This is a genomic window from Inquilinus sp. (assembly GCF_039594555.1).
Classification (GTDB): Bacteria; Pseudomonadota; Alphaproteobacteria; order DSM-16000; family Inquilinaceae; genus Inquilinus.
Genome location: NZ_JBCNNF010000040.1, coordinates 1 through 21,766 on the forward strand (window position 1 = coordinate 1; position 21,766 = coordinate 21,766).

Below are 21,766 nucleotides of genomic sequence, written 5' to 3' on the forward strand. Positions count from 1 at the left end.
CTGGCCACGCTGGCCCGGGTCATGCCCTATCTGTGGCGCGGCGAGAGCTGGGGCGTGCGGCTGCGCATCTTGGCCTGCGTCGCCCTGGTGTTCCTGTCCTCCTTCGCCGTGGCGCTGGTGCCGCTGCTGTTCTCGCTGGCGATCGACGCCTATGCCGGCCGCGCCAACGCCTGGGCGGTCGGGGCGATGGGCGTGATCTCGGCCTATGCCGTCGCCTCCTGGGTCGGGCGCATCCTGGGCGAGCTGCAATACGCCGCCTACGGCCCGATCGAGCACCGGCTGGTGCGGCGGCTGAGCCGCACCTTCTTCACCCATCTGCACGGGCTGTCGCTGCGCTTCCATCTCGGCCGCCGCACCGGTGCGGTCAGCGAGGATCTCGGCCGCGGCCTGTCCGGCATCCGCGAGCTGATCTACGACGTCGCCTTCCGCATCCTGCCGCTGCTGATCGAGATCGCCGCCACCTGCGTCATTCTGCTGGCCCATCTGCCGCCCTTCTACGCCCTGGTCACCGCCGCCACCCTGGCCGCCTTCGCCTGGGCGATGACGCTGGGCGCCGACAGCCTGCGCAGCACGATCCGGACCATGAACCGGGAGAGCAGCAGCGCCCATGCCGTCGCCATCGACAGCCTGATCAACTACGAGACGGTGAAGTATTTCGGCGCCGAGGGCGCGATCGGCCGCCGCTACGACGAGCGGCTGGAGGAGGTAGAGCGGCTGGCCGCGCGCGGCCTGGCGCTGCGCAGCCTGAACGGCATCGCCCAGATGACGGTGCTGAGCCTGGGCCTGGCCATCCTGCTGATCCTCGGCGGCAAGGCGGTGCAGGCCGGCACCATGTCGGTCGGCGACCTGGTGCTGCTGAACACCTATTTCGTCCGCCTGGCCCGGCCACTGGAACAGCTGAGCCGGCTGTACCGGGTGATCCGCAACTCGCTGGGGTCGGTCGAGCAGATGTTCGCGCTGCTGGACGAGACGCCGGAGGTGACGGATGCGCCGAACGCCGTGCCGCTGCCGCCCGGCCGCGGCGATCTGGCCTTCGAGCACGTCTCCTTCGCCTATGACCCGCGCCGGCCGATCCTGCGCGATGTCTCGTTCACCCTGCCGGCCGGGCGGACGGTGGCGGTGGTCGGGGCCTCCGGCGCCGGCAAGTCGACCATCGCCCGGCTGCTGTTCCGCTTCTACGACCCGTCGGCCGGACGGATCCTGATCGACGGCCAGGATCTGCGCGATATCACCCAGGCCTCGCTGCGGGCCGCCATCGCCGTGGTGCCGCAGGACACGGTGCTGCTGAACGAGACGCTGTTCGACAACCTCGTCTTCGGCCGGCCGGAGGCGACGCGCGAGGAGGTCGAGGCCGCGGCCCGGATCGCCCAGCTGGACCGCTTCGTCGCCGGGCTGCCGGACGGCTGGGACACGCTGGTCGGCGAGCGCGGGCTGAAGCTGTCGGGCGGCGAGAAGCAGCGCGTCGCTATTGCCCGCGCGGTCTTGAAGCAGCCGCGGCTGTTCATCTTCGACGAGGCGACGTCGTCGCTGGACAGCGCCACCGAGCAGGCGATCCAGGAGCGGCTGGCCGAAGCCTCGCGCGGCACCTCGACCCTGATCATCGCCCACCGCCTGTCGACCGTGGTCAATGCCGACGAGATCCTGGTGCTGGATCGCGGCCAAGTGGCCGAGCGCGGCAGCCACGCCGTGCTGCTGGCCCGGAACGGGCTCTACGCCGCCCTCTGGCAGCGCCAGCACCGGGTGGCCGAGCCGGCAGCGGAATAGGTCGGATATGTCCCGTTTACTCTCCCCCTCCCCTTGGGAGGGGGAGGATGAAAAAGGGCAGTAAGTCGCCTCACTCCACCTTCAGCCCGGCCGCTTCGGCGGCGTCGAGGGCGATCGCGCTCCAGTCCAGGTCGCCGCGGCCGCGGGCGATCGAGCCGATGAAGCGCTCGCGCAGCACCGCGGCGAAGGGCAGCGGCACCCCGGCCTTCTCGCCCGCCGCCATCGCCAGGCCGACATCCTTGAGGCCAAGCGGCATGCGGAAGCCGGGCGGCGAGAACGCCCGGTCGACGATGGCATCGCCGTAGAGCTTGTAGACCGGCGCGGCGAAAATCGAGCTGGAATACAGCTCATGCGCCTGGCGGGCGGAAACGCCGTGCTTCTCCAGCAGGGTGAAGGTCTCGGCCATCGCCTCGATCGCTGCCGCGATCATGAAGTTGCCGCCGAGCTTGACGACGTTCGCGGCCTCCGTCGCCTCGCCGAAATCATGCGGCTGGCCGAGCGTCTCCAGCACCGGCCGGACCTTGTCCTTGGCCGCAGCCGGGCCGGAGACCGCGATCCGCAGCTGGCCCGAGCCCGCGACCGGCGGCCGGCCGAAGACCGGCGACCCGAGATAGGCCACCCCCGCCGCCTGGTGCGCCGCCGCAAGGTCGGCGGCGATTGCCGGGCTGACCGTGCTCATCGACACATGGACGCCGCCCTGCGGCAGGCCGGACAGGATGCCGGCATCGCCTGTGGTGACGCTCTTCAGCGCCGCGTCGTCGGCCACCATGGAGAGGACGATGCCGGTCGCCGCGGCCTCGCCCGGGGTCGCCGCCCGCACCGCGCCCCTGGCCAGCAGCGGCTCCTCCGCCGCCGGGCTGCGGTTCCACACCACGACCGGCCAGCCTTGGTCGAGCAGGCGCCCGGCCATCGCCGCGCCCATGCTGCCGAGGCCAACCACGCCGATCCGCGTCTTCTCCGCCATCGTTCCGTCCTCTCGTTCCGCCACGCGGCCGCTACGCAGCCACCCGCTCGATCGCCACCGCCGTGGCCTCGCCGCCGCCGATGCACAGCGCGGCGACGCCGCGCTTGAGGCCGTGAGTCTCCAACGCATTCAACAGGGTGACGATGATCCGCGCTCCCGACGCACCGACCGGGTGGCCGAGGGCGCAGGCGCCGCCATGGACATTGACCTTGTCGTGCGGCAGGTCGAGGTCGCGCATCGCCGCCATGGTGACCACGGCGAAAGCCTCGTTGATCTCGAACAGGTCGACATCCTTCGCCGACCAGCCCGTGCGCTGGAACAGCGTCTCCATCGCCCCGATCGGCGCGGTGGTGAACCAGGCCGGCGCCCGGGCGTGGCTGGCATGGCCGACGATCTTCGCCAGCACCGGCAAACCGCGCCTTTCCGCCTCCGACCGGCGCAGCAGCACCAGCGCCGCGCCGCCGTCGGAGATCGAACTGGAATTCGCCGCCGTCACCGTGCCGTCCGGCCGGAAGGCGGGCTTCAGCGTCGGGATCTTCTCGGGCTTCGCGTTGCGCGGCTGCTCGTCGGTCGCGATGCTGACGTCGCCGCCCCGGCCCTTCACCGTCACCGCCGCGATCTCGCGGTCGAAGGTGCCGTCCTCCGACGCCTTGCGCGCCCGCTCCAGGCTGGCCAGGGCGAACTGGTCCTGCTGCTCGCGCGTGAACTGGTAGTGCTGCGCCGTGTCCTCGGCATAGGTGCCCATCAGCCGGCCCGGCTCATAGGCATCCTCCAGCCCGTCGAGGAACATGTGGTCCAGCACCCTGCCGTGGCCCATGCGGTAGCCGCCGCGGGCACGGTCCAGCAGGTAGGGGGCGTTGGTCATGCTCTCCAGCCCGCCGGCGACGCCGATGCCGATGGTGCCGGCGGCGATGGCGTCATGGATCTGCATCACCGCCTTCATGCCGGAGCCGCACATCTTGTTGACCGTGGTGCAGGGCACCGAATCCGGCAGGCCGGCGCCGCGGGCGGCCTGGCGCGCCGGGGCCTGGCCCAGCCCGGCCGGCAGCACGCAGCCCATCACCACCTCCTCCACCGCATCGGCAGCGAGGCCGGCGCGCTCCAGCGCGGCGCGGATGGAGACCGCGCCCAGCTGCGGCGCCCGCACATCCTTCAGCTCGCCCTGGAAGCCGCCCATCGGGGTGCGGGCCGCACCCGCGATGACGACGGGATCATTCGCGCTCATGACATCCTCCGGTGTCTCGTTGGGGCTGATGCTAGCACGACGGAACCGCCGCTGGGCGAGGACGGATCGACCCGGTAGAGTGCGCGCCGTCGTCACCCCGAGCACAGCGCGGCTTCCATGACCGATCCCCTGCTCGGCGGCCTGTCCGCCGCCGATTTCCTGGCCCGCCACTGGCAGAAGAAACCGCTGCTGGTCCGCCAGGCGATCCCGGGCTGGACCAGCCCGATCACGCCGGACGAACTGGCCGGCCTGGCCTGCGAGGACGGGGTGGAGAGCCGCCTGGTCACCCGCCGCCGCGGCAAATGGGCGGTGCGGCACGGCCCGTTCGACGAAGCCGATTTCGCCAAGCTGCCGGCCAAGGACTGGACCCTGCTGGTGCAGGGCGTCGACCTGTGGGAGCCAGCGGTGGCCGAGCTGCGCGACCGCTTCCGCTTCGTGCCCGACTGGCGGCTGGACGACGTCATGGTCAGCTACGCCCCGCCGGGCGGCGGCGTCGGCGCCCATGTCGACCAGTATGACGTGTTCCTGCTGCAGGGGCTGGGCCGCCGGCGCTGGCGGATCGGCGGCGCGGCCGAGCTGCGGCCCGCCTGGGTGCCCGACCAGCCGCTGAAGCTGCTGGCGGACTTCCAGCCGGCCGAGGAATGGGTGCTGGAGCCGGGCGACATGCTGTACCTGCCGCCGGGCTGGGCCCATGACGGGGTGGCCGAGGATGACTGCCTGACCTTCTCGATCGGCTTCCGCGCCCCGAGCGTGGCCGAGCTGGCCGGCCGCTTCGCCGCCGCCGTGGCCGACAGCGAGGATGAGGAGCGGCGCTATGCCGACCCCGATTTGGCGCCACCGGCCAACCCCGGCGAGATCCCGGACGCGGCGATCGAGCGGGTACGCGCCTATCTGGCGGAGAAGCTGGACGACCGCCGCTTCCTGGCCGGCTGGCTGGGCGGCCTCTTGACCGAGCCGAAGGAGGAGCGCGAGGCGCCGCCGCCGCGCAAGCGCCGCCCGGCCGGGGCGCTGCGCCGGGCGATCGGCAGCCGGCTGGCCTTCATCCGCGACGGCGAGGCCGTTACCCTGTTCGCCGACGGCGAGACGCTTTTGGCGCCGGCGGGGGCGGCGGCCGGAGTCGCGCTGCACCTGTGCGGCGACGGGCGGCTGACGGCGGAACAGGCGAAGGCGGCCTGGGCCGATCCGGCCGCCGCGGCGCTGCTGGACGCGCTGCTGGCGTCGGGCGCGATCGAGCCCGCCGGCAAGGGTCGTTGATCAAAAGAAGATTTCAACAACCAGGCGAAGCGGAACCGCTTCTATCGGCCGGGCCGCTCGGGTAATGCTGTGCGACCAACAACAAACGCGAACAGGTCGATCATGCCGATTGCAAGCCGTCGTGCGCTCCTGGCCCTGCTTCCGGTCCTCGCCATCGCCGCCTGCGCCCCGAAGGCCGGCGGCCCCTACGACATCTTCTTCAAGGATGAGAGCGCGACGCTGACCCCGGATGCCCGGGCGTTGGTCGCCAAGGCGGCGGCGGAGGCGAAGAACTGGGGCGCCAAGTCGATCAGCGTCGACGGCTTCGCCGGCAAGGCCGGCCCGCGCGACACCCATGAGGCGCTGTCGGTCAAGCGAGCCGAGGCCGTCGCCGCGGAGCTGGTGGCGGATGGCGTCTCGCCGAGCCTGATCCACCGCGTCGAAGGCCATGGCGACGCCGGCGCCCTCAAGGACGTCACCGTCGGCGAGCGCCGGGTCGAGATCCGGATCGCCTACTGAACCACGAAGGCCGGACGTGGGTTGGGTTCGCGCTCGCGAACCCAACACTGCGCAACCCGGCGAGAATGTTGGGTTCGCAAGATGCGAACCCAACCTAACGAAGCTCCCTCCGGCTTCAGCGCTGCGCGCGCAGCGTGTCGCGGATCTCCTCCAGCAGCACCTCGCTGCGCGGCGGCGCGGCGGGCTTCGCCTCCGGCTTCCTCATGAAGCGGTTGACCTGCTTGACCAGCAGGAACACGGCGAAGGCGATGATCAGGAAGTTGATGATCGCGTTGATGAAGACGCCGTAGTTGATCGTCGCGGCGCCGGCCGCCTTGGCCGCGGCCAGACTGTCGTAATGCGTCGACGACAGGTTGATGAAGTAGTTCGAGAAGTCGACACCACCCAGGAGCACGCCGATCGGCGGCATGATGATGTCGTTGACCAGGGAATTCACGATCGTGGTGAAGGCCACGCCCATGATGATACCGACCGCCAAGTCGATCACATTGCCACGGGCAATGAAAGCCTTGAACTCCTGGAACATCCGCTGCCCCCAAATCTCTGTTGGTGGCCGATGCCGGCCGCGACATAAATGTATATATCCGATTTGCACCAGATCACAGAAAAACCTGCAAACACGCTGACAAAGCAGGGAAATGGCCGATTTCGCGGCTCCAAGAAATTCATTGGAATCGACTTGACTTTCGGTGCGGCAGGATCAAATTGCGCGGCCCACGTCACCATGATAACGGGCGGCCGGCGCAGCGCCGGGCCGTCCGGGCCGGGAAGGGAAACGACCGATGCGCCTGTTCTTTTTCGGCACGCTGCAGGATCCCGACCTGTTCGCGCTGGTGATCGGCCGGCCGATGGCGGCGCTGGCGACGCAGCCTGCCACCCTGCTGGGCCGGCAGAGCCGCAAGGTGAAGGGCGAGAGCTACCCGATCCTGCTGTCGCAGCCCGACGGCCGGGTCGACGGGCTGCTGGTCGACGGCTTCACCCCGGAGGAGATGGACCGGATGCAGTTCTTCGAGAGCGACGACTACGCGCTGCAGCCGGTGACCGTGACCCTGGCCGACGGCAGCCCTGTTGAGGCACAGATCTACGCCTCGACCGGCGCGCTCGAGGATGCCGGCGAGCCCTGGCACCTGGAGGCCTGGCAGGCCACCGAGAAGCCGCGGACGCTGATGCATCACGAGGCCTATATGTCACTGTACGGCAAGATGAGCAGCGCCGAGGCGGCGCTGCGCTGGCCGGAGGTCAAGGCCCAGGCCGACCGCCGCTACGCCGAGGCCCGTGCCGAGCGGCACTTCGCCGAACGGCGCCGCCCTCGGTAAGGCTCAGGCCGTCCCCTTTCCCTCCGCCGCCTCCAGGCGCTGCAGCAGCAGCTCGACCGCCCGGGTCAGGCGCACCACCTCCTGCTCGCGCAGCAGGTCGATCTTCTGGTGCAGCTGCTCGATCTCCAGCTCCGCCTTGATGTTGATCTTGTAGTCGCTCTCGGCGTGGTGGCGGTCGATCTCGGCCTGGCGGTTCTGGCTCATCATCAGGATCGGCGCGGTGTAGGCCGCCTGGAACGACAGCGCCAGGTTCAGCAGGATGAAGGGATAAGGATCCCAGGCCTGGATCCAGCCGACCACGTTCAGCACGATCCACAGGGCCAGCAGCCCGCTCTGCACGATGATGAAGCGCCAGGAGCCGACGGTCGCCGCGACGCTGTCGGCCAGGCGCTGGCCGACGCTCAGCTCGGCGCGATGCTTGACCCGGTGGCTTCGCCGCTGCTGGCGCAGCTCGTGCAGCAGCTGCTCGTCCTCGGACGTCAGGCTGGGGGCGTGGGTCATCGACTCTCTCCTGGCGCAAGGCGGCCGGCCGGGCGCCTGAACGTTACACCGGCAACCATTTCGCCTGATTCCGCCACCGTCCGGTAGTCGCCCGCTGCGAGCCTCACCCTATCGGATCCGCGGTTCGCCGCATTGCGGGAAGGTGAGTGTGATGAGACCGGACTGGCCGATCACCGTGGACCGGCCCGAGCCGCCGATCGAGGCCAGGATCCTCGAGGCCAGGGTCATCCCCTTCGCCCGGCCCGCCGAGCGTCCGGCGTCGCCTGCGCCCGCCCCCGGCCCCCTGCAGCGGGCCCTGGCCCGGGTCGCGCGGATCGTCATCGACGGCTTCGCCCACTGCGCCCGCGGCATGCATCCGGAGCTGTTCTGCCGCGAGGACGAGCCGGTTCGCCCCGACCCGGACGCGCTGGCCGACGACGCGCCGCGCAGCTGGCGGTCCGACATCGATGTCGAACTGCAGCGGATCGTGTCGCTGCACCGGTTCCGGGGATAGCTGGCCTAATCCGCCCGGAGCGGCCAAGCTGCCTCTATGCGCCTCTATGCCATCAGCGACCTGCACCTCGCCTCCGACGCCAGCTTCGAGCGGCTTACGGCCCTGCCGGACCATCCGGAGGACTGGCTGATCCTGGCCGGCGACATCGCCGAGACGGCGGACACGCTGGGCCGCGCCTTCGCCAAGCTGTCGGCGAAGTTCGCCCGGCTGATCTGGGTGCCGGGCAATCATGAGCTGTGGACCCGGGCGCGCAGCCCGACCGCGCCGCGCGGAGTCGGGCGCTACGAGTCGCTGGTCGCGCTGGCCCGGCAGCACGGCGTGACCACGCCGGAGGACCCGTATCCGGTCTGGACCGGCCCGGGCGGCGAGCATGTGATCGCGCCCCTGTTCCTGCTGTACGACTACAGCTTCCGACCGGCCGACCTCCCGGTCGACGAGGTGGTGGCCTGGGCGGCGGAGGAGAGCGCGGTCTGCGCCGACGAGCTGCTGCTGTATCCCGACCCCTATCCGACGCGGCAGGACTGGTGCCGGGCCCGGGTCGAGGACACCGCCCGGCGCCTGGCGGCGCTGCCGGACGGTATGCCGACCATCCTGGTCAACCACTATCCGCTGCGCCGCGACCTGGTGCGCATCCCGCGCATCCCGCGCTTCAGCCCGTGGTGCGGCACGGTGCTGACCGAGGACTGGCACCGGCGCTTCCGCGCCGCGGTCGCGGTCAGCGGCCACCTGCATGTCCGCCACACCGACTGGCGCGACGCCACCCGGTTCGAGGAGGTGTCGCTGGGCTATCCCTATCAGTGGGAGCAGGCCTACGGCATCGGCGCCTATCTGCGCGAGATCCTGCCCGGCCCGCCCGAGCCGGCGCCGTCGGTCAGGGCGTCAGGGCAACGTGCCGGACCGCGATGACCGGCTCGCCCTGCGGCCGGTGCAGCGCCAGCCCCAGCAGGTGCCGCGGCGACGGCCGCCACTGCCGGAAGTGCCAAGTGGCGCCGTCGACCGCGGGGTCGAGGAAGCGCACCGACGGCCGCTCCGACAGCGTCTCGACCACGAAGCTGTCCAGCGCGATGGTCAGGCCGCCGCCCAGCGCCTTCACATAGGCTTCCTTGACCGTCCAGATCTGCAGGAAGGCCTCGCGCCGCCGGTCCGCCGGCACCGCTCGCACCGCCGCCGCCTCCGCCGCGGCGAAGCGGCGGTCGGCGATGCGCGGCTCGACCACCCGGCCCAACCATTCGAGATCGACGCCGATGACGCTGCCGGGCGCGGCGGCGCAGGCGATCATGCCCTCGGCATGGGAGATGTTGATGCCGATCGACCGCCCCTGTTCCGGCCGGCAGATCAGCGGCTTGCCGTGGTCGCCGATGGCGAAGTCCCACTCGCCGGCCGGCACCCCGGCGATCTGCTGCAGCAGCCGGCGCATCACCGACCGGGCGGCGGCGAAGCGGCGGCGGTCGCCCGGCATGACGAAGCGTGCGGCCCGCGCCCGCTCCGCCTCGGTCAGGAAGGGCAGGCAGGCCCGGTATAGGGCCTCGTCCTCCGGCACCTCGGCCGTCCAGACATGAGCGTCGGCGGGGGTGCCGCTCATGCCCGTGCTCCCGTCACTTCGGGGAGACGCCGCCGAGCTTGCAGATATGCGTCCATTCGGCATCGCTGACCGGGCTGACCGACAGACGCCCCTGGCGGATCAAAGCGAGGCCGGACAGGGCCGGGTCGGCCTTCATCTGCTTCAGCGTGACGAAGGTCTTCAGCGGCCGGGCCGCCTGCACGTCGACCATGCCGAAACGGCCGCTCTCGTCGCTCGGGTCCGGGTAGTATTCGCGCACGATCGTGACGATGCCGACGATCTCCAGCCCCTCATTGGAGTGGTAGAAGAACGCCTCGTCGCCGATCTTCATCGCCTTCAGGTTGTTCGAGGCCTGGTAGTTCCGGACGCCGTCCCAATGGGTGCGCTTGGCTTTGACCATATGGTCCCAGCTCCATTTGAACGGTTCGGACTTCACCAGCCAGTGGTTCACGATCAGGCCTCTCGGATCGACGGCGCCGCGCGCCTCTGGGCGGGACGCTAGCGGAAAGGCTCCGCTGTTTCCAGGTCACGCCTCGCGCTTCGCCGGGCGCAGCAGCAGGCCGGCGATGGCGGTGTCGATCGCGGCGCCGCGGTTCAGCACGGCGTCGACGGCCGCTGTCACCGGCGCCTCGATCCCCGCCTGCGCCGCCAGCCGGGCCGCCGCCGCCGCGGTCCAAACCCCTTCGGTGACCGACCGGCGCTCACCCAGGATCTCGGCCAACGGCCGGCCCTGCCCCAGGGCGATACCCAGCGAGGTGTTGCGGCTGGTGGCGCTGCAGGCGGTCAGCAGCAGGTCGCCCAGGCCGGACAGGCCCATCAACGTCTCCGGCCGCGCCCCGAGCCCGGCGCCGAGCCGCGCCAGCTCGGCCAGGCCGCGGGTGACCAGAGCGGCACGGGCGTTCTCGCCCAGGCCGCGTCCCGTCACGATACCGGCGGCGATCGCCAGCACGTTCTTCAGCGCCCCGCCGATGGCGACGCCGCGCAGATCCTCGCTCCAGTACAGGCGCAGCGCCTTGTGCCCGAGGCCACGGGCCAAAGCGGCGCCGGCCTCGGCATCGGCGCAGGCCAGGGTCAGGGCGGTGGGCAGGCCGCGCGCCACCTCGGCGGCGAAGCTGGGGCCGGACAGCAGCGCCGGCGACGCCTCCGGCCGCGCCTCGGCCGCGACCTCATGCATGAAGCGGCCGGTCGCGGTCTCTATGCCCTTGGCGGTGATCACCAGCGGACCCGGCTGCGGCGCCAGCCGCTCCAGGATCGCACGCAGATGCTGCGCCGGCACGGCCAGGACCCGCAGCCCCTCTGCGGCGGCAAGGTCGGCGGTGACCGCGATCCCCGGATGCAGCGCGATGCCGGGTAGGTAGGCGGCGTTCTCGCGGCCGTCCCGCATCGCCGCGGCACGATCCGGGTCGCGGGCCCACAGCGTCACCTTGTGCCCGGCCCCGGCGAAGCTCTGCGCCAGTGCCGTGCCCCAGGCGCCGGCGCCGATCACCGCAATCCGGCGGGTCAAGCCTTCACCCCGGCGCCGATCGCCGCCGTGGCGGTAGGATCGAGCGGCCAGCGCGGCCGCGGCGCGCAGTCGAGCCCGTCGACCAGGCCGAGCCGCAGCCGCTCCAGCCCGGCCCAGGCGATCATGGCGCCGTTGTCGGTGCACAGCTTGAGCGGCGGCGCGACGAAGGGCAGCCCCGCCGCTCCCGACACCTCGGACAGGCGGGCGCGCAGCCGCTGGTTGGCGGCGACGCCGCCGGCCACGACGAAGGCGCCGCCGGACGGATGCTCCGCCCGGAACCGGGCGATGGCCCGCTTCGCCCGGTCGGCCAGCGAGGCCGCGACGGACTCCTGGAAGGCGGCGCAGAGATCGGCGATGTCCTGCTCCGCCGGCGGCTGTGGCAGCTCGGCCATGGCCCGGCGCACCGCGGTCTTGAGGCCGGAGAAGGAGAAGTCGCAGTCGGGCCGCCCGACCATCGGCCGCGGCAAGGTGAAGCGCTTCGGGTCGCCCTGCCTGGCCGCGGCCTCGACCAGCGGCCCGCCGGGATGGCCGAGGCCGAGCATCTTGGCGACCTTGTCGAAGGCCTCGCCGACCGCGTCGTCGATGGTGGTGCCCCAGCGCCGGTACCGGCCGACGCCCTCGACGCAGAGCAGCTGGCAATGGCCGCCGGAGACCAGCAGCAGCAGGTAGGGGAACTCGACCCCGTCGGTCAGCCGCGCCGTCAGGGCGTGGCCTTCGAGGTGGTTGACGCCGAGGAAGGGCAGCCCGCGCGCGGCGGCGATGCCCTTGGCGGTCATCACCCCGACGGCGACACCGCCGATCAGCCCCGGCCCGGCGGTGGCGGCAATGCCGTCGACCGCGTCGAGGCCGATCCCGGCCTCGTCCAGCGCCCGGCGGACCACGCCGTCGAGATAGGCCAGATGGGCGCGCGCCGCCACCTCGGGCACCACGCCGCCATAGGGGGCATGCTCCTCGATCTGGCTGAGCACGACATTGGCCAGGATGCGGCGCCGGTCATCGACCAGGGCCGCCGCCGTCTCGTCGCAGGAGGTCTCGATGCCGAGCACGATCATGATCGGCCCGATATAGGCGGTCTGCGCGTGTGGCGAAAGGACCGGAAGAACTCAGGAAGCGTCGGGATCCTGCATCCAGGCCGGAATGTCTCGTTTGCCGTGCGCGATGCGCCAGACGTCGATGGTGTGGTCATGCTCGACGTAGAAGATCAGATAGGGGTAGCGCGCCAACGGCCAGGAGCGCAGCCCCGGCAAGCTCAGCTCATGGGCATGGCGGGGAGAACCCGTGGCAGGATGGCGGCTGATGTGAGCGTAAGCCTGCTCCGACGCGTGGACGAAGCCGAGCGCGGCCTCGGCAGCCCCCTCCTCCAGATAATAGGCGATCGCATCGTCTATATCGCGCCTAGCCTCCTCGCGCAGGGCGATGGGCTTGGACCTCACTCCTCGTCGCCGGACTTCGCAGCCTTGCGGATCCGGTCTCGCAATCCTTCGAAATAGGCGGCGTCGATCGGCGGGGTGAGCGGTGACTCGGCGCCTGCGAGCAGAAAGCTGCGAAGCCGCTGACGATCCTGGTCCTTGCGGATCAACTCGCGCACATACTCGCTGCTGGTGCCGTAGCCGCGCTGACTGACCTGCTCGTCGACAAAGGATTTGAGGCTTTCAGGCAGGGAGATGTTCATCGTGCTCATGTCCGGAAGGATGAGCGTCTTGGCAAAATTTGGCAAGCCTCTCGCCCTCAATCAGCCACGTCGCCGCAACCGCCGCGCATGGCTTGCCCGCCGGCCCTCGGCCTTCTAGAAGTCGGGCCATGGACACCGTTCTCCGCATCGGCACGCGCGGCAGCGCCCTTGCCCTCGCCCAGGCCGAGGAGACGCGGCGGCGTCTGATCGCGGCGCATCCGGCCCTTGCCGCCCCCGGCGCGGTCGAGATCCAGGCCGTTCGCACCACCGGCGACCGGGTGCAGGACCGCCCCCTCTCCGAGATCGGCGGCAAGGGGCTGTTCACCAAGGAGATCGAGGACGGCCTCTTGGACGGCAGCCTGGACATCGCCGTCCATTCGATGAAGGACATGCCGACCCGGCTGCCGGACGGGCTGATCATCGGCGCCCTGCTGCCGCGCGAGGATCCGCGCGACGCCCTGTTCGCCCGCGGCGAGGCCCTGGCCGGCCCGGCCAGCTTGGCGGCGCTGAAGCCGGGCGCGGTGGTCGGCACCTCCGGCCTGCGGCGGCAGGCGCAGCTGCTGGCGCTGCGGCCCGACCTGCGGGTGGTGCCGTTCCGCGGCAATGTCGACACCCGCCTGGCCAAGCTGGATGCGGGCACGGTCGACGCCACGCTGCTGGCCCTGGCCGGGCTGAAACGCCTGGGCAAGGCCGACCGGGTCTCCGCCGTGCTCGACCCGCAGGAAATGCTGCCGGCCGTCGCCCAGGGCGCCATCGGCATCGAATGCCGCGCCGACACGCGGGTGCTGGCCCTGCTGGCCGCCATCCATGACCGCGACACCGGCGACCGGGTGGCGGCCGAGCGCGCCCTGCTGGCGGCGCTGGACGGCAGCTGCCGCACCCCGATCGCGGCATTGGCCGAGCTGGGGCCCGGCGACACGCTGACCCTGGTCTCCCGCGTCGCCCTGCCCGACGGCACCGAGATGCATGAGGACCGCCGCCAGGGCCACCGGTCCGAGGCGGAGCGGCTGGGTGCCGAGGCCGGCGCGGCCCTGCGCCAGCGCATCGGCCCGCGCTTCCTGGCCGGCTGATGACGCGCTGGCTGGTCACCCGGCCGCGGGAGGAGGCGGAGCGCTTCGCCGACGCGATGCGCGACCGCGGCCTGGACCCGGTGATCGCCCCGATCCTGGAGATCGAGCCGGCCGATCCCGGCCCGATCGACCTGGCCGACGTGCAGGCGGTGCTGGCCACCAGCCGCAACGGCATCGACGCCTTCGCCCGCCGGGTGACGCGGCGCGACCTGCCGGTGCTGGCGGTCGGCGACGCCACCGCCGACCTGGCCCGGTCGCTGGGCTTCCGCGACGTGGCCAGCGCCGCCGGCGACGGTGACGACCTGGCCGACCTGGCCCGCGCCAGGCTGGATCCCGCGGCCGGCGCGCTGCTGCACCCGTCCGGCGAGGATATCGCCCGCGACCTGACCGCCCTGCTGGAGCCCGCCGGCTTCACTGTGCGGCGGATCGTGCTGTACCGCGCCCGGCCGGTGGCGGCTCTGCCCTCTGCGGCAATGGCGGCCCTGGCCGACCCCGGGCTGGCGGGGGTGGTGTTTTTCTCTCCCCGCACCGCGAAGGTCTTTGCTACCCTCGCGGCCCGGGTCGAACTGACCCATCGCCTCGCCGGGCTGACGGCGGTCTGCCTGAGCCCGGCCGTCGCCCAGGCGCTGGGTCCGTCGCCCTGGCGGGCGGTGCGAATCGCGGACAGGCCGGATTCGCCGTCGCTGCTGGCACGGCTTTCCGATTTTCCCGCTGAGCAAGAGACGAGGACGGCGAACGGTATGGACCCGACCCCCGACAAGCCAGGCGAAGCAGCGGCCCAGGGCCCTGACTCCCAGCAGCCGGACGACGTGTCGGCCACCCCGACGGATCAGCCGGGCCAGGCTCAGCCGGGCACCCCTGACGAGGCGGCCGGTGGCTCCGCGGCGCCGCATGGCGAGGAGATCCTCGGCGTGCCGGCCGAAGGGCCGCTGACCCCGACCGAGCGGGTGATCGAGGCGTTCGGCGGCATTCGCCCGATGGCGGCCAAGCTGACCGTGCCGGTGACCACCGTGCAGGGCTGGAAGCGGCGCAACGCCATTCCGGAGCAGCGCCACGCCGACATCCTGGCCGCGGCCAAGACCCATGGCATCGCCCTGGACCCGGCCGAGCTGGCCCGCACCCGCCCGGCGACGCCGGAGGAAGGCGCGAACGAGCCGGCCGCCGAGCTGTCCGAGCCGGAAACGCCGCCCGGCCCGCCGCGCGTCGGCCCGCCGACCATCCCGCCGCCGCCCCCGGCCGAGCCGCCGGGCAATGTCGCGAAATCGGCCTGGACCGCGGCGGCCGTGGCCGTCGTCGCCGCAGCGATCGCAGTGACCGCGCCGGTCTGGTCGCCGAAGATCTTCGGCCCCGCCACCCCGACCCCGGCGCCGCAGGGATCGCCGACGCTGGGCGACCGCGTCGCCTTCATCGAGAAGCGCCTGGCCGACCTGCCCTCCGGCACCACCGAGGCGATCGACGGCCTCAGCAAGCGGGTCGAGGCGCTGGAGAAGCCGCCCGGCGGGCCGATCGACCCCGCCGCGATCGAGAAGGGCCGCGCCGACCTGGCCGCCCGGGTCGACGCGATCCAGCAGAAGCTGGACCAGCTGGCCGGCGGCGCCGCACCGCAGCAGGGCCAGCCCCCCGCCCAGCCGCAGCAGCCCGCCCAGCCGGCACCGCAGCAGCCGGCCCCGGCGGCCCCTGCCCCGGCCGCCGAGGCGGTCGCGGCGCTGGAGGCCCGGGTCGCGGCGCTGGAATCGGCCCAGGCCGCGGTGAAGACGCTGGGCGACACGGTCGCCACCCTGTCCTCCGGCGCCCGGGCCAATGGCAGCACGCTGGCGGCGCTGCAGCAGCAGGTCGACGCGGTCAAGGCGACGGTCGAGCGGCTGCGCAACAGCGACACCGGCGCCCAGGCGCTGAGCCTGGCGGCCGGCCAGCTGCGCAGCGCGCTGGACACTGGCGCCCCCCTGGACGAGACGCTGGCCCTGCTGCGCGGCCTGGCCCAGAACGACCCCGGCCTGGCCAACGCCGTGGCGGCGCTGGAGCCGGCGGCGAAGGGCGTGCCCAGCCGCGCCGCCCTGGCCACCGGCTTCGCCCAGGCGGCGGAGGCGGCGCGCAAGGCCGACCACCCGGAAAGCGGCGACTGGGTCGACCGCAGCCTGTCGGTGGTGCAGGACCTGGTCACGGTCCGCCCGGCCCCGGGCGAGGTCGAGGGCACCGACACCAACGCCGTGCTGGCCAGGGCCGAAGGCCGGCTGCAGCGCGGCGACCTGGCCGGCGCGGTCGAGGCGGTCAAGGGCCTGAACGGCCCCGCGGCCTCGGCCCTGGCGGCTTGGCGCACTCAGGCGGAAGCCCGCCTCTCGGCCGAATCGGCGCTGCAGAGCCTGTCCGCGCTGGCGGTGCAGCGCCTGTCGGCGGCGACGTCTTCCGGTGACACCCAGCCCCCGAAGGCGCCATGAAGCGTCTGCTGATCTACGCCCTCAAGCTGGCCATCCTGATCGCGGTCGCGGTCTGGCTGGCGGACCGGCCGGGCCATGTCGAGATCCAGTGGCAGGGCCGGGTGATCGAGACCTCGGTCGCAGTGCTGGTGGCGGCCGCGGCGGCGCTGATGCTGCTGGCGGCTTGGCTCTACCGCTTCTGGCGCTCGCTGCGCCGGGCGCCGGGCCGCTTCGTCGAGGGCCGCCGCTTCGCCCGGCGCGAGAAGGGCTATCGCGCCCTGACCCGCGGCATGGTCGCGGTCGCCGCCGGCGACGCGGAGGCAGCGCGGCGCTTCGCCCGCAAGGCCGACGTGCTGCTGGACGAGCCGCCGCTGACCCTGCTGCTGTCCGCCCAGGCGGCGCAGCTGGCCGGCGACGACACCGCCGCCAGCCGCTATTTCGAGGCGATGCTGCGCCGGCCGGACATGGAGTTCCTGGGCCTGCGCGGCCTGTTGAACCAGTCGCTGCGTCACAAGGATTCGCTGCAGGCGCTGGAGATGGCGCAGCGCGCCCGGTCGCTGCGGCCGGACGCGGCCTGGACCCATCGCGCCTGCTTCGACCTGGAGGTGGCGCAGCACCGCTGGGCCGACGCCCAGCTGAGCCTAGCCCATTCCGTGCGGGTCAAGGCGATCTCAGCCGAGGACGGGCGGCGCTACAAGACCCGCATCCTGGTCGAGCGCAGCCGCGAGGCGGAATCGACCGGCAACCTGTCGCAGGCGCTGGACTTCGCCCACAAGGCGGTGGGGCTGGAGCCGGACTTCGTGCCGGCGGCGCTGCAGGAGAGCCGCCTGCTGCAGCAGACCGGCCGCGACTCCCAGGCCGCGCGCCTGCTGGAGAAGAGCTGGGGCCGCGCCCCGCATGCGGAGATCGCCCGCGCCTATGCCGCACTGGGCCCGGCCGACGAGGGCGCGCTGCTGAAGGTCAAGCGGCTGGAGAAGCTGGTGCGGCTGCGGCCGGATTCGTCGACCGGCCTGGTGACCCTGGCCGAGGCCGAGCTGTCGGCCCAGCTGTGGGGCAGCGCCCGCACCCATCTGCTGAAGGCCGAGCAGGTCGGGCCGTCGCAGCGCGTCTACCGCCTGCTGGCCGATTTGGAGACGGCCGAGCGCAACGACCCGATCGCGGCGCGCAGCTGGCTGGCCAAGGCGCAGACCGCGGCGCCGGACGAGGCCTGGGAGTGCGAGGCCTGCGGCGCCCGCGCCGCGCGCTGGTCGGCGCTGTGCGACCATTGCCACGGCTTCGACACCCTGGCCTGGCGGATCCCCGGCCCGGCCCGCGGCGCGGTTGCGGCGCCGGTCGAGATCGACGCCCTGCTCCCCGCGCCGCTGCCGCCGGCCGCCGGCACGGCCGTCGCCCCGGTCCCGGCCGCCACGGCTGGTTGAGGCTGGCGCGCGGGCCGGCGGCCGAGCCCCGGCCCGCGGTGCCTCTCCTACTCCGCGGCCGCTTCGGACGTCGCCTTGCCGGCCGGTCCCACCGTCACGGTCTGCCAGATCTCGTTGGGCTTGCTGTCGCTCCAGTTCCAGAGGCCCATCTTCATGACGCCCAAAGGGACATGCTGGGGGTCGCCGCGGAAGATGTTCCAGTTCTCTCGGTCGCCGAGCCATGGCCGCACAGCCTGGAACGTGCCCTGGCCGCCATAGGTCCACAGCGCGTTCACGTCCATCTCCTCGGCCGCCCGCTGATGTAGTTCGGCGCCATCGAGGGCTTCGCCGATATAGGCCAGCTTGCCGCTCGCCCGGTTCACGATCGAGAAGCCGGCGCTCCACTTCGTCACGGTGAAGACGAACCTGTCATCCGACTTGCTGTAGTCGTCGACCACCAGCACCCCGGTGGGATCGGCCGGATTGATCGAGAGCGCCTTGTTCTTCAGGCCGCTGACGAAGGATTGCGTCAGCGTCGGCCGGGGCCAGACCTCGGCGACGTCGGCGAGCGACCAGACCTCTTTGCCCAAGTCACCATACCACCACGCGATGCCGACCGACTGGCCGATCTGCGCGCGGCCGTTCAGGGCATTCAGGTTCACGTCCGGGTCGCGGATCGGGCGGATGGCGGTGAACGTCTCGTCCGGCCCGGTCTTTTCCCAGACTTCGGGGTGGGAATCGAGGAAGACCGGCTTGTTCAGATCCCTGGACCGCAGATAGGTGCCGGCCGCGACATTGCGGAGATAGAACCCGCCATCGGCGTACATCCTCGTCCATAGTTGCTTCGGGTCATCGCCGTTCAGCCATTGCAGGGTGACGCCGCTCGAGGGATCGGCCGAGACGACCAGGTCGGTCAGCACGCCGGAGTAGCTCCGCAGGCCGGACCGAATGACGAGGGGTCTGTCGCTCATCAAATCTCTCCATTGCAATCGGTTGGTTGAATGGACCGCACGGCCGAAATGGCGGCCGTTGCGTCAGAGGCGGGCGGCCCGCGCGAGGTCACGGCCGGCGCCAGCTCCGACGCCGCCTTGGCCCAGCACGAGATGTTCGCCTCTCAGTCTTGAATTCGGCGCATACGCCGCCGGAGACTGTCACGATGCAATATCGTGGCAGCGGATTCTAAATTACCGAAATATATTCTCTATCTTTCATAGAAATTAGAGCGAACAATATTAGGAGCGGAGACCATTGTGAGTCAACCGACATCGCATCGACTCGAAAGAGGCGGGTCACCTGCATACGATAAAATTCATTGACTGGCACCGGCAGGCCCGGACCGATATCGGCGGGAGCTGGGGACGGCGACGCGGCGGGCGCCACGGCCGTTGACGCTGCGGCGCGTGCCCTGTATAGGGTGCGCGCCCTGCGGCGCCGAAGTAGCTCAGGGGTAGAGCAACTGATTCGTAATCAGTAGGTCCGGGGTTCAAATCCCCGCTTCGGCACCATTCTTCCCATCTCCCGATCGATGACGGCCGCGGCGGTTTCGCCGGTCGCGCCATACCCGCGTATCGATCCGCGCTCCTTCATGGGAAAAATCGTCTCACAGGCGGGTCGAAACTCCGGTTGCCCCCATTGCTGGGGTAGCATGGACGCGCGGCAGAGCCGGGCAGCGGGCGATCCCGCCCCACCCCGGCCGGCCTGTCCGGCCGACTCATGCCGTGTTCGGATCCACTGGCAGCGAGGATGGGAGCGATGACGGACCATCATGCCGAGAACCGGGACCTCGAACGGCTTGATGCCTATTGGCGGGCCGCGAACTACCTCTCGGTCGGGCAGATCTACCTGCTCGACAACCCGCTGCTGGAGCAGCCGCTGGCGATCGGGCACATCAAGCCGCGGCTGCTCGGTCATTGGGGCACGACGCCCGGGCTGAACTTCATCTACGCCCATCTCAACCGGGTGATCGCCCGCGACGACCTGGACATGATCTTCATCTGCGGCCCCGGCCATGGCGGGCCCGCGGTCGTTGCCAACACCTATCTGGAAGGCATCTACTCCGAGATCTATCCGGAGATCGGACAGGACCGCGAGGGCATGCGCCGGCTGTTCCGGCAATTCTCCTTCCCCGGTGGCATCCCCAGCCATGCGGCGCCGGAGACGCCGGGATCGATCCATGAGGGCGGCGAGTTGGGCTATGCCCTGGCCCATGCCTATGGCGCCGCCTTCGACAACCCGGAGCTGATCGTCGCCTGCGTCATCGGCGATGGCGAGGCGGAGACAGGCCCCCTCGCCGCCTCCTGGCACTCCAACAAGTTCCTGAACCCGAAGACCGACGGCGCAGTGCTGCCGATCCTGCACCTGAACGGCTACAAGATCGCCAACCCGACCATCCTCGGCCGCATGACCGACGAGTCGCTGCTGCGGCTGTTCGAGGGCTTCGGCTACGAGCCCTATTTCGTCGAGGGGTCGGACCCGATGCCGACGCATCAGGCGATGGCCGCGACGCTCGACATCGTCATCGGCCGCATCCAGGAGATCCGCCACGGCTCACGGACCGACGGCACGGCCTGCCCGCGCTGGCCGATGATCATCCTGCGCACGCCCAAGGGCTGGACCGGGCCGAAGGAGGTCGACGGGCTGAAGACCGAAGGCTTCTGGCGGTCGCATCAGGTGCCGCTGTCCGGCCTCGCCGACAAGCCGGAGCACCTCGCCCAGCTCGAGGCCTGGATGCGCAGCTACCGGCCGGAGGAGCTGTTCGACGATAGCGGCCGGCTGGTGCCCGAGCTACAGGCGCTGGCGCCGCAGGGCGACCGCCGCATGGGCGCCAACCCGCATGCCAATGGCGGCCGGCTGCGGCAGGAACTGGCCATTCCCGACTATCGCCGCTACGCCCTCGACGTGCCGGAGCCCGGCGGCGCGCATGGCGAGGCGACCCGGGCCATGGGCCAACTGCTGCGCGACGTGATCCGCGACAATCCTCGGACCTTCCGGCTGATGGGGCCGGACGAGACCGCGTCCAACCGCCTGGACGCGGTGTTCGAGGCCACGGACCGGGTCTGGATGGAGGACATCCTGCCCGAAGACGTGCATCTGGCGCAGGAAGGCCGGGTGATGGAGGTGCTGAGCGAGCATCTGTGCCAGGGCTGGCTGGAGGGCTATCTCCTGACCGGCCGGCACGGCCTGTTCTCCTGCTACGAGGCGTTCATCCACATCGTCGATTCGATGGTGAACCAGCACGCCAAATGGCTGAAGGTCACCCGCGAGCTGGAATGGCGGCAGCCGATCTCGTCGCTGAACTACCTGCTGACCTCGCATGTCTGGCGGCAGGACCATAACGGCTTCAGCCACCAGGACCCCGGCTTCATCGACCATGTGGTGAACAAGAAGGCCGACATCGTCCGCATCTACCTGCCGCCGGATGCCAACACGCTGCTGTGGGTCACCGACCACATCCTGCACACCTATGACCGGATCAACGTCGTCGTCGCCGGCAAGCAGCCGGCGCCGCAATGGCTGGACATCGACCAGGCCGCCGCGCATTGCCGGGCCGGCATCGGCCGCTGGGGCTGGGCCAGCAACGAGGGCGACGGCGACCCCGACGTGGTGCTGGCCTGCGCCGGCGATGTGCCGACGCTGGAGGCCGTGGCCGCCGTGTCGCTGCTGCGCGAGCAGCTGCCGGACTTGCGCATCCGCCTGGTCAACGTGGTCGACCTGATGGCGCTGCAGCCGAAGGAGCAGCACCCGCACGGCCTGCCGGAGGAGGATTTCATCGGCCTGTTCACCCATGACCGGCCGGTGATCTTCGCCTTCCACGGCTATCCGCAGCTGGTGCACCGCCTGACCTACAAGCGCACCAACCACGACAACTTCCATGTCCGCGGCTATCGCGAGGAGGGCACCACCACCACGCCCTTCGACATGGTGGTGCTGAACGAGCTGGACCGCTTCCACCTGGCGATCGCCGCGATCGACCGGCTGCCGCAGCTGGGCGCCGACGCCGACCGGGCCCGCCGCCGGTTCCAGGACCGTCTGGCCGAGCATCACGACTATGTCCGGCAGCACGGCCGCGACATGCCCGACGTCGCCGACTGGCGCTGGCCCAGCCGCGGCACCGCGGCGCCGTTCGACTGAGC

At 71.2% G+C, this 21,766-nt stretch carries 21 protein-coding genes and 1 tRNA gene; 11 read left to right on the forward strand and 11 right to left on the reverse strand.

Translation table 11 applies throughout. From position 1 onward, the window contains the following. The coding region (locus ABDW35_RS06645; protein WP_343713067.1) for an ABC transporter ATP-binding protein/permease at nt 1–1,764 on the forward strand (1,764 nt) is incomplete at its 5' end. Nucleotides 1,765–1,834: 70 nt separating this feature from the next. Here the strand turns inward: ABDW35_RS06645 and ABDW35_RS06650 are convergent. Together ABDW35_RS06650 and ABDW35_RS06655 are read right to left on the reverse strand one after the other, a co-directional pair. Next, the gene (locus tag ABDW35_RS06650) at nt 1,835–2,728 is read right to left on the reverse strand and encodes an NAD(P)-dependent oxidoreductase (protein WP_343713068.1); all 894 of its coding nucleotides are present in this window, start codon (nt 2,726–2,728) and stop codon (nt 1,835–1,837) included. A gap of 31 nt (nt 2,729–2,759) precedes the next feature. Next, nucleotides 2,760–3,953, reverse strand: coding sequence for an acetyl-CoA C-acyltransferase (locus tag ABDW35_RS06655; protein ID WP_343713069.1), 1,194 nt, complete (start codon nt 3,951–3,953; stop codon nt 2,760–2,762). A 117-nt stretch (nt 3,954–4,070) separates the two neighbouring features. On the opposite strand from ABDW35_RS06655, the gene ABDW35_RS06660 reads away from it, so the two are divergent. Both ABDW35_RS06660 and ABDW35_RS06665 read left to right on the forward strand, forming a co-directional pair. Then, on the forward strand, nt 4,071–5,207 hold the full coding sequence (locus tag ABDW35_RS06660) for a cupin domain-containing protein (protein WP_343713070.1): 1,137 nt from the start codon (nt 4,071–4,073) through the stop codon (nt 5,205–5,207). Nucleotides 5,208–5,309: 102 nt separating this feature from the next. Further along, the gene (locus tag ABDW35_RS06665) at nt 5,310–5,705 is read left to right on the forward strand and encodes an OmpA family protein (RefSeq protein ID WP_343713071.1); all 396 of its coding nucleotides are present in this window, start codon (nt 5,310–5,312) and stop codon (nt 5,703–5,705) included. Nucleotides 5,706–5,820: 115 nt separating this feature from the next. Here ABDW35_RS06665 and mscL read toward each other — a convergent pair whose 3' ends face one another. Then, nucleotides 5,821–6,231, reverse strand: coding sequence for a large conductance mechanosensitive channel protein MscL (mscL, locus tag ABDW35_RS06670; protein ID WP_343713072.1), 411 nt, complete (start codon nt 6,229–6,231; stop codon nt 5,821–5,823). 256 nt (nt 6,232–6,487) lie between these two features. On the opposite strand from mscL, the gene ABDW35_RS06675 reads away from it, so the two are divergent. Continuing rightward, a complete protein-coding gene (locus tag ABDW35_RS06675; RefSeq protein WP_343713073.1) occupies nt 6,488–7,021 on the forward strand; it encodes a gamma-glutamylcyclotransferase family protein in 534 nt (177 codons plus the stop codon). Nucleotides 7,022–7,024: 3 nt separating this feature from the next. Here the strand turns inward: ABDW35_RS06675 and ABDW35_RS06680 are convergent, their stop codons facing one another. After that, entirely contained in the window at nt 7,025–7,522 is a 498-nt protein-coding gene (locus tag ABDW35_RS06680; RefSeq protein ID WP_343713074.1) for a DUF1003 domain-containing protein, read from the reverse strand. A gap of 151 nt (nt 7,523–7,673) precedes the next feature. Between ABDW35_RS06680 and ABDW35_RS06685 the strand changes: the two genes are divergently transcribed. After that, nucleotides 7,674–8,015, forward strand: coding sequence for a hypothetical protein (locus ABDW35_RS06685; RefSeq protein WP_343713075.1), 342 nt, complete (start codon nt 7,674–7,676; stop codon nt 8,013–8,015). Nucleotides 8,016–8,051: 36 nt separating this feature from the next. Further along, entirely contained in the window at nt 8,052–8,921 is an 870-nt protein-coding gene (locus ABDW35_RS06690) for a metallophosphoesterase (RefSeq protein ID WP_343713076.1), read from the forward strand. Here ABDW35_RS06690 and ABDW35_RS06695 read toward each other — a convergent pair. From ABDW35_RS06695 to ABDW35_RS06720, 6 genes are all read right to left on the reverse strand, one after another. Then, entirely contained in the window at nt 8,887–9,597 is a 711-nt protein-coding gene (locus ABDW35_RS06695; protein ID WP_343713077.1) for a 4'-phosphopantetheinyl transferase superfamily protein, read from the reverse strand. The two genes, ABDW35_RS06690 and ABDW35_RS06695, sit on opposite strands and share 35 nt — an antisense overlap. Before the next feature lie 13 nt (nt 9,598–9,610). Further along, nucleotides 9,611–10,027, reverse strand: a complete 417-nt coding sequence (locus ABDW35_RS06700) for an EVE domain-containing protein (RefSeq protein WP_034849692.1) — start codon at nt 10,025–10,027, stop codon at nt 9,611–9,613. Nucleotides 10,028–10,102: 75 nt separating this feature from the next. Next, nucleotides 10,103–11,080 (reverse strand): NAD(P)H-dependent glycerol-3-phosphate dehydrogenase, encoded by a 978-nt coding sequence (locus ABDW35_RS06705; protein WP_343713078.1) that lies wholly within the window; start codon nt 11,078–11,080, stop codon nt 10,103–10,105. Beyond that, nucleotides 11,077–12,132 (reverse strand): tRNA (adenosine(37)-N6)-threonylcarbamoyltransferase complex transferase subunit TsaD, encoded by a 1,056-nt coding sequence (gene tsaD / locus ABDW35_RS06710; protein WP_343713079.1) that lies wholly within the window; start codon nt 12,130–12,132, stop codon nt 11,077–11,079. Before tsaD ends, ABDW35_RS06705 begins: the two co-directional genes overlap by 4 nt. Nucleotides 12,133–12,183: 51 nt before the next feature. After that, nucleotides 12,184–12,513 carry a type II toxin-antitoxin system RelE/ParE family toxin gene (locus ABDW35_RS06715; protein WP_343713080.1) on the reverse strand — a complete coding sequence of 110 codons (330 nt, stop codon included), beginning with the start codon at nt 12,511–12,513 and terminating at the stop codon, nt 12,184–12,186. Next, on the reverse strand, nt 12,510–12,752 hold the full coding sequence (locus tag ABDW35_RS06720) for a type II toxin-antitoxin system ParD family antitoxin (protein ID WP_202964892.1): 243 nt from the start codon (nt 12,750–12,752) through the stop codon (nt 12,510–12,512). Before ABDW35_RS06720 ends, ABDW35_RS06715 begins: the two co-directional genes overlap by 4 nt. A gap of 128 nt (nt 12,753–12,880) precedes the next feature. Between ABDW35_RS06720 and hemC the strand changes: the two genes are divergently transcribed. Genes hemC through ABDW35_RS06735 form a run of 3 tightly spaced genes read left to right on the forward strand, consistent with a single transcriptional unit; the run spans nt 12,881 to nt 17,654 of the window. Then, nucleotides 12,881–13,822 carry a hydroxymethylbilane synthase gene (hemC, locus tag ABDW35_RS06725; RefSeq protein WP_343713081.1) on the forward strand — a complete coding sequence of 314 codons (942 nt, stop codon included), beginning with the start codon at nt 12,881–12,883 and terminating at the stop codon, nt 13,820–13,822. Continuing rightward, complete coding sequence (locus ABDW35_RS06730) at nt 13,822–16,257, forward strand: uroporphyrinogen-III synthase (RefSeq protein ID WP_343713082.1); 2,436 nt, start codon at nt 13,822–13,824, stop codon at nt 16,255–16,257. Before hemC ends, ABDW35_RS06730 begins: the two co-directional genes overlap by 1 nt. Next, on the forward strand, nt 16,254–17,654 hold the full coding sequence (locus ABDW35_RS06735; RefSeq protein ID WP_343713083.1) for a heme biosynthesis HemY N-terminal domain-containing protein: 1,401 nt from the start codon (nt 16,254–16,256) through the stop codon (nt 17,652–17,654). Before ABDW35_RS06730 ends, ABDW35_RS06735 begins: the two co-directional genes overlap by 4 nt. Nucleotides 17,655–17,701: 47 nt before the next feature. Here the strand turns inward: ABDW35_RS06735 and ABDW35_RS06740 are convergent, their stop codons facing one another. Continuing rightward, on the reverse strand, nt 17,702–18,604 hold the full coding sequence (locus ABDW35_RS06740) for a hypothetical protein (RefSeq protein ID WP_343713084.1): 903 nt from the start codon (nt 18,602–18,604) through the stop codon (nt 17,702–17,704). Between the two features lie 459 nt (nt 18,605–19,063). On the opposite strand from ABDW35_RS06740, the gene ABDW35_RS06745 reads away from it, so the two are divergent. Together ABDW35_RS06745 and ABDW35_RS06750 are read left to right on the forward strand one after the other, a co-directional pair. Then, nucleotides 19,064–19,138 (forward strand) — tRNA-Thr (locus tag ABDW35_RS06745). 247 nt (nt 19,139–19,385) lie between these two features. Beyond that, nucleotides 19,386–21,764: a phosphoketolase family protein gene (locus tag ABDW35_RS06750; RefSeq protein ID WP_343713085.1), complete on the forward strand. Its 2,379-nt coding sequence runs from the start codon at nt 19,386–19,388 to the stop codon at nt 21,762–21,764. Nucleotides 21,765–21,766: the final 2 nt, after the last annotated feature.

Bases quoted from the DNA above. Each gene is read 5' to 3' on its own strand.
- ABDW35_RS06655 (WP_343713069.1), bottom strand. From the start codon at position 3,953: ATGAGCGCGAATGATCCCGTCGTCATCGCGGGTGCGGCCCGCACCCCG.
- ABDW35_RS06685 (WP_343713075.1), top strand. From the start codon at position 7,674: ATGAGACCGGACTGGCCGATCACCGTGGACCGGCCCGAGCCGCCGATC.
- tsaD (WP_343713079.1), bottom strand. From the start codon at position 12,132: ATGATCGTGCTCGGCATCGAGACCTCCTGCGACGAGACGGCGGCGGCC.
- ABDW35_RS06695 (WP_343713077.1), bottom strand. From the start codon at position 9,597: ATGAGCGGCACCCCCGCCGACGCTCATGTCTGGACGGCCGAGGTGCCG.
- mscL (WP_343713072.1), bottom strand. From the start codon at position 6,231: ATGTTCCAGGAGTTCAAGGCTTTCATTGCCCGTGGCAATGTGATCGAC.
- ABDW35_RS06750 (WP_343713085.1), top strand. From the start codon at position 19,386: ATGACGGACCATCATGCCGAGAACCGGGACCTCGAACGGCTTGATGCC.
- ABDW35_RS06735 (WP_343713083.1), top strand. From the start codon at position 16,254: ATGAAGCGTCTGCTGATCTACGCCCTCAAGCTGGCCATCCTGATCGCG.
- ABDW35_RS06740 (WP_343713084.1), bottom strand. From the start codon at position 18,604: ATGAGCGACAGACCCCTCGTCATTCGGTCCGGCCTGCGGAGCTACTCC.
- ABDW35_RS06720 (WP_202964892.1), bottom strand. From the start codon at position 12,752: ATGAACATCTCCCTGCCTGAAAGCCTCAAATCCTTTGTCGACGAGCAG.
- ABDW35_RS06665 (WP_343713071.1), top strand. From the start codon at position 5,310: ATGCCGATTGCAAGCCGTCGTGCGCTCCTGGCCCTGCTTCCGGTCCTC.
- hemC (WP_343713081.1), top strand. From the start codon at position 12,881: ATGGACACCGTTCTCCGCATCGGCACGCGCGGCAGCGCCCTTGCCCTC.
- ABDW35_RS06690 (WP_343713076.1), top strand. From the start codon at position 8,052: ATGCGCCTCTATGCCATCAGCGACCTGCACCTCGCCTCCGACGCCAGC.
- ABDW35_RS06680 (WP_343713074.1), bottom strand. From the start codon at position 7,522: ATGACCCACGCCCCCAGCCTGACGTCCGAGGACGAGCAGCTGCTGCAC.
- ABDW35_RS06660 (WP_343713070.1), top strand. From the start codon at position 4,071: ATGACCGATCCCCTGCTCGGCGGCCTGTCCGCCGCCGATTTCCTGGCC.
- ABDW35_RS06730 (WP_343713082.1), top strand. From the start codon at position 13,822: ATGACGCGCTGGCTGGTCACCCGGCCGCGGGAGGAGGCGGAGCGCTTC.
- ABDW35_RS06650 (WP_343713068.1), bottom strand. From the start codon at position 2,728: ATGGCGGAGAAGACGCGGATCGGCGTGGTTGGCCTCGGCAGCATGGGC.
- ABDW35_RS06675 (WP_343713073.1), top strand. From the start codon at position 6,488: ATGCGCCTGTTCTTTTTCGGCACGCTGCAGGATCCCGACCTGTTCGCG.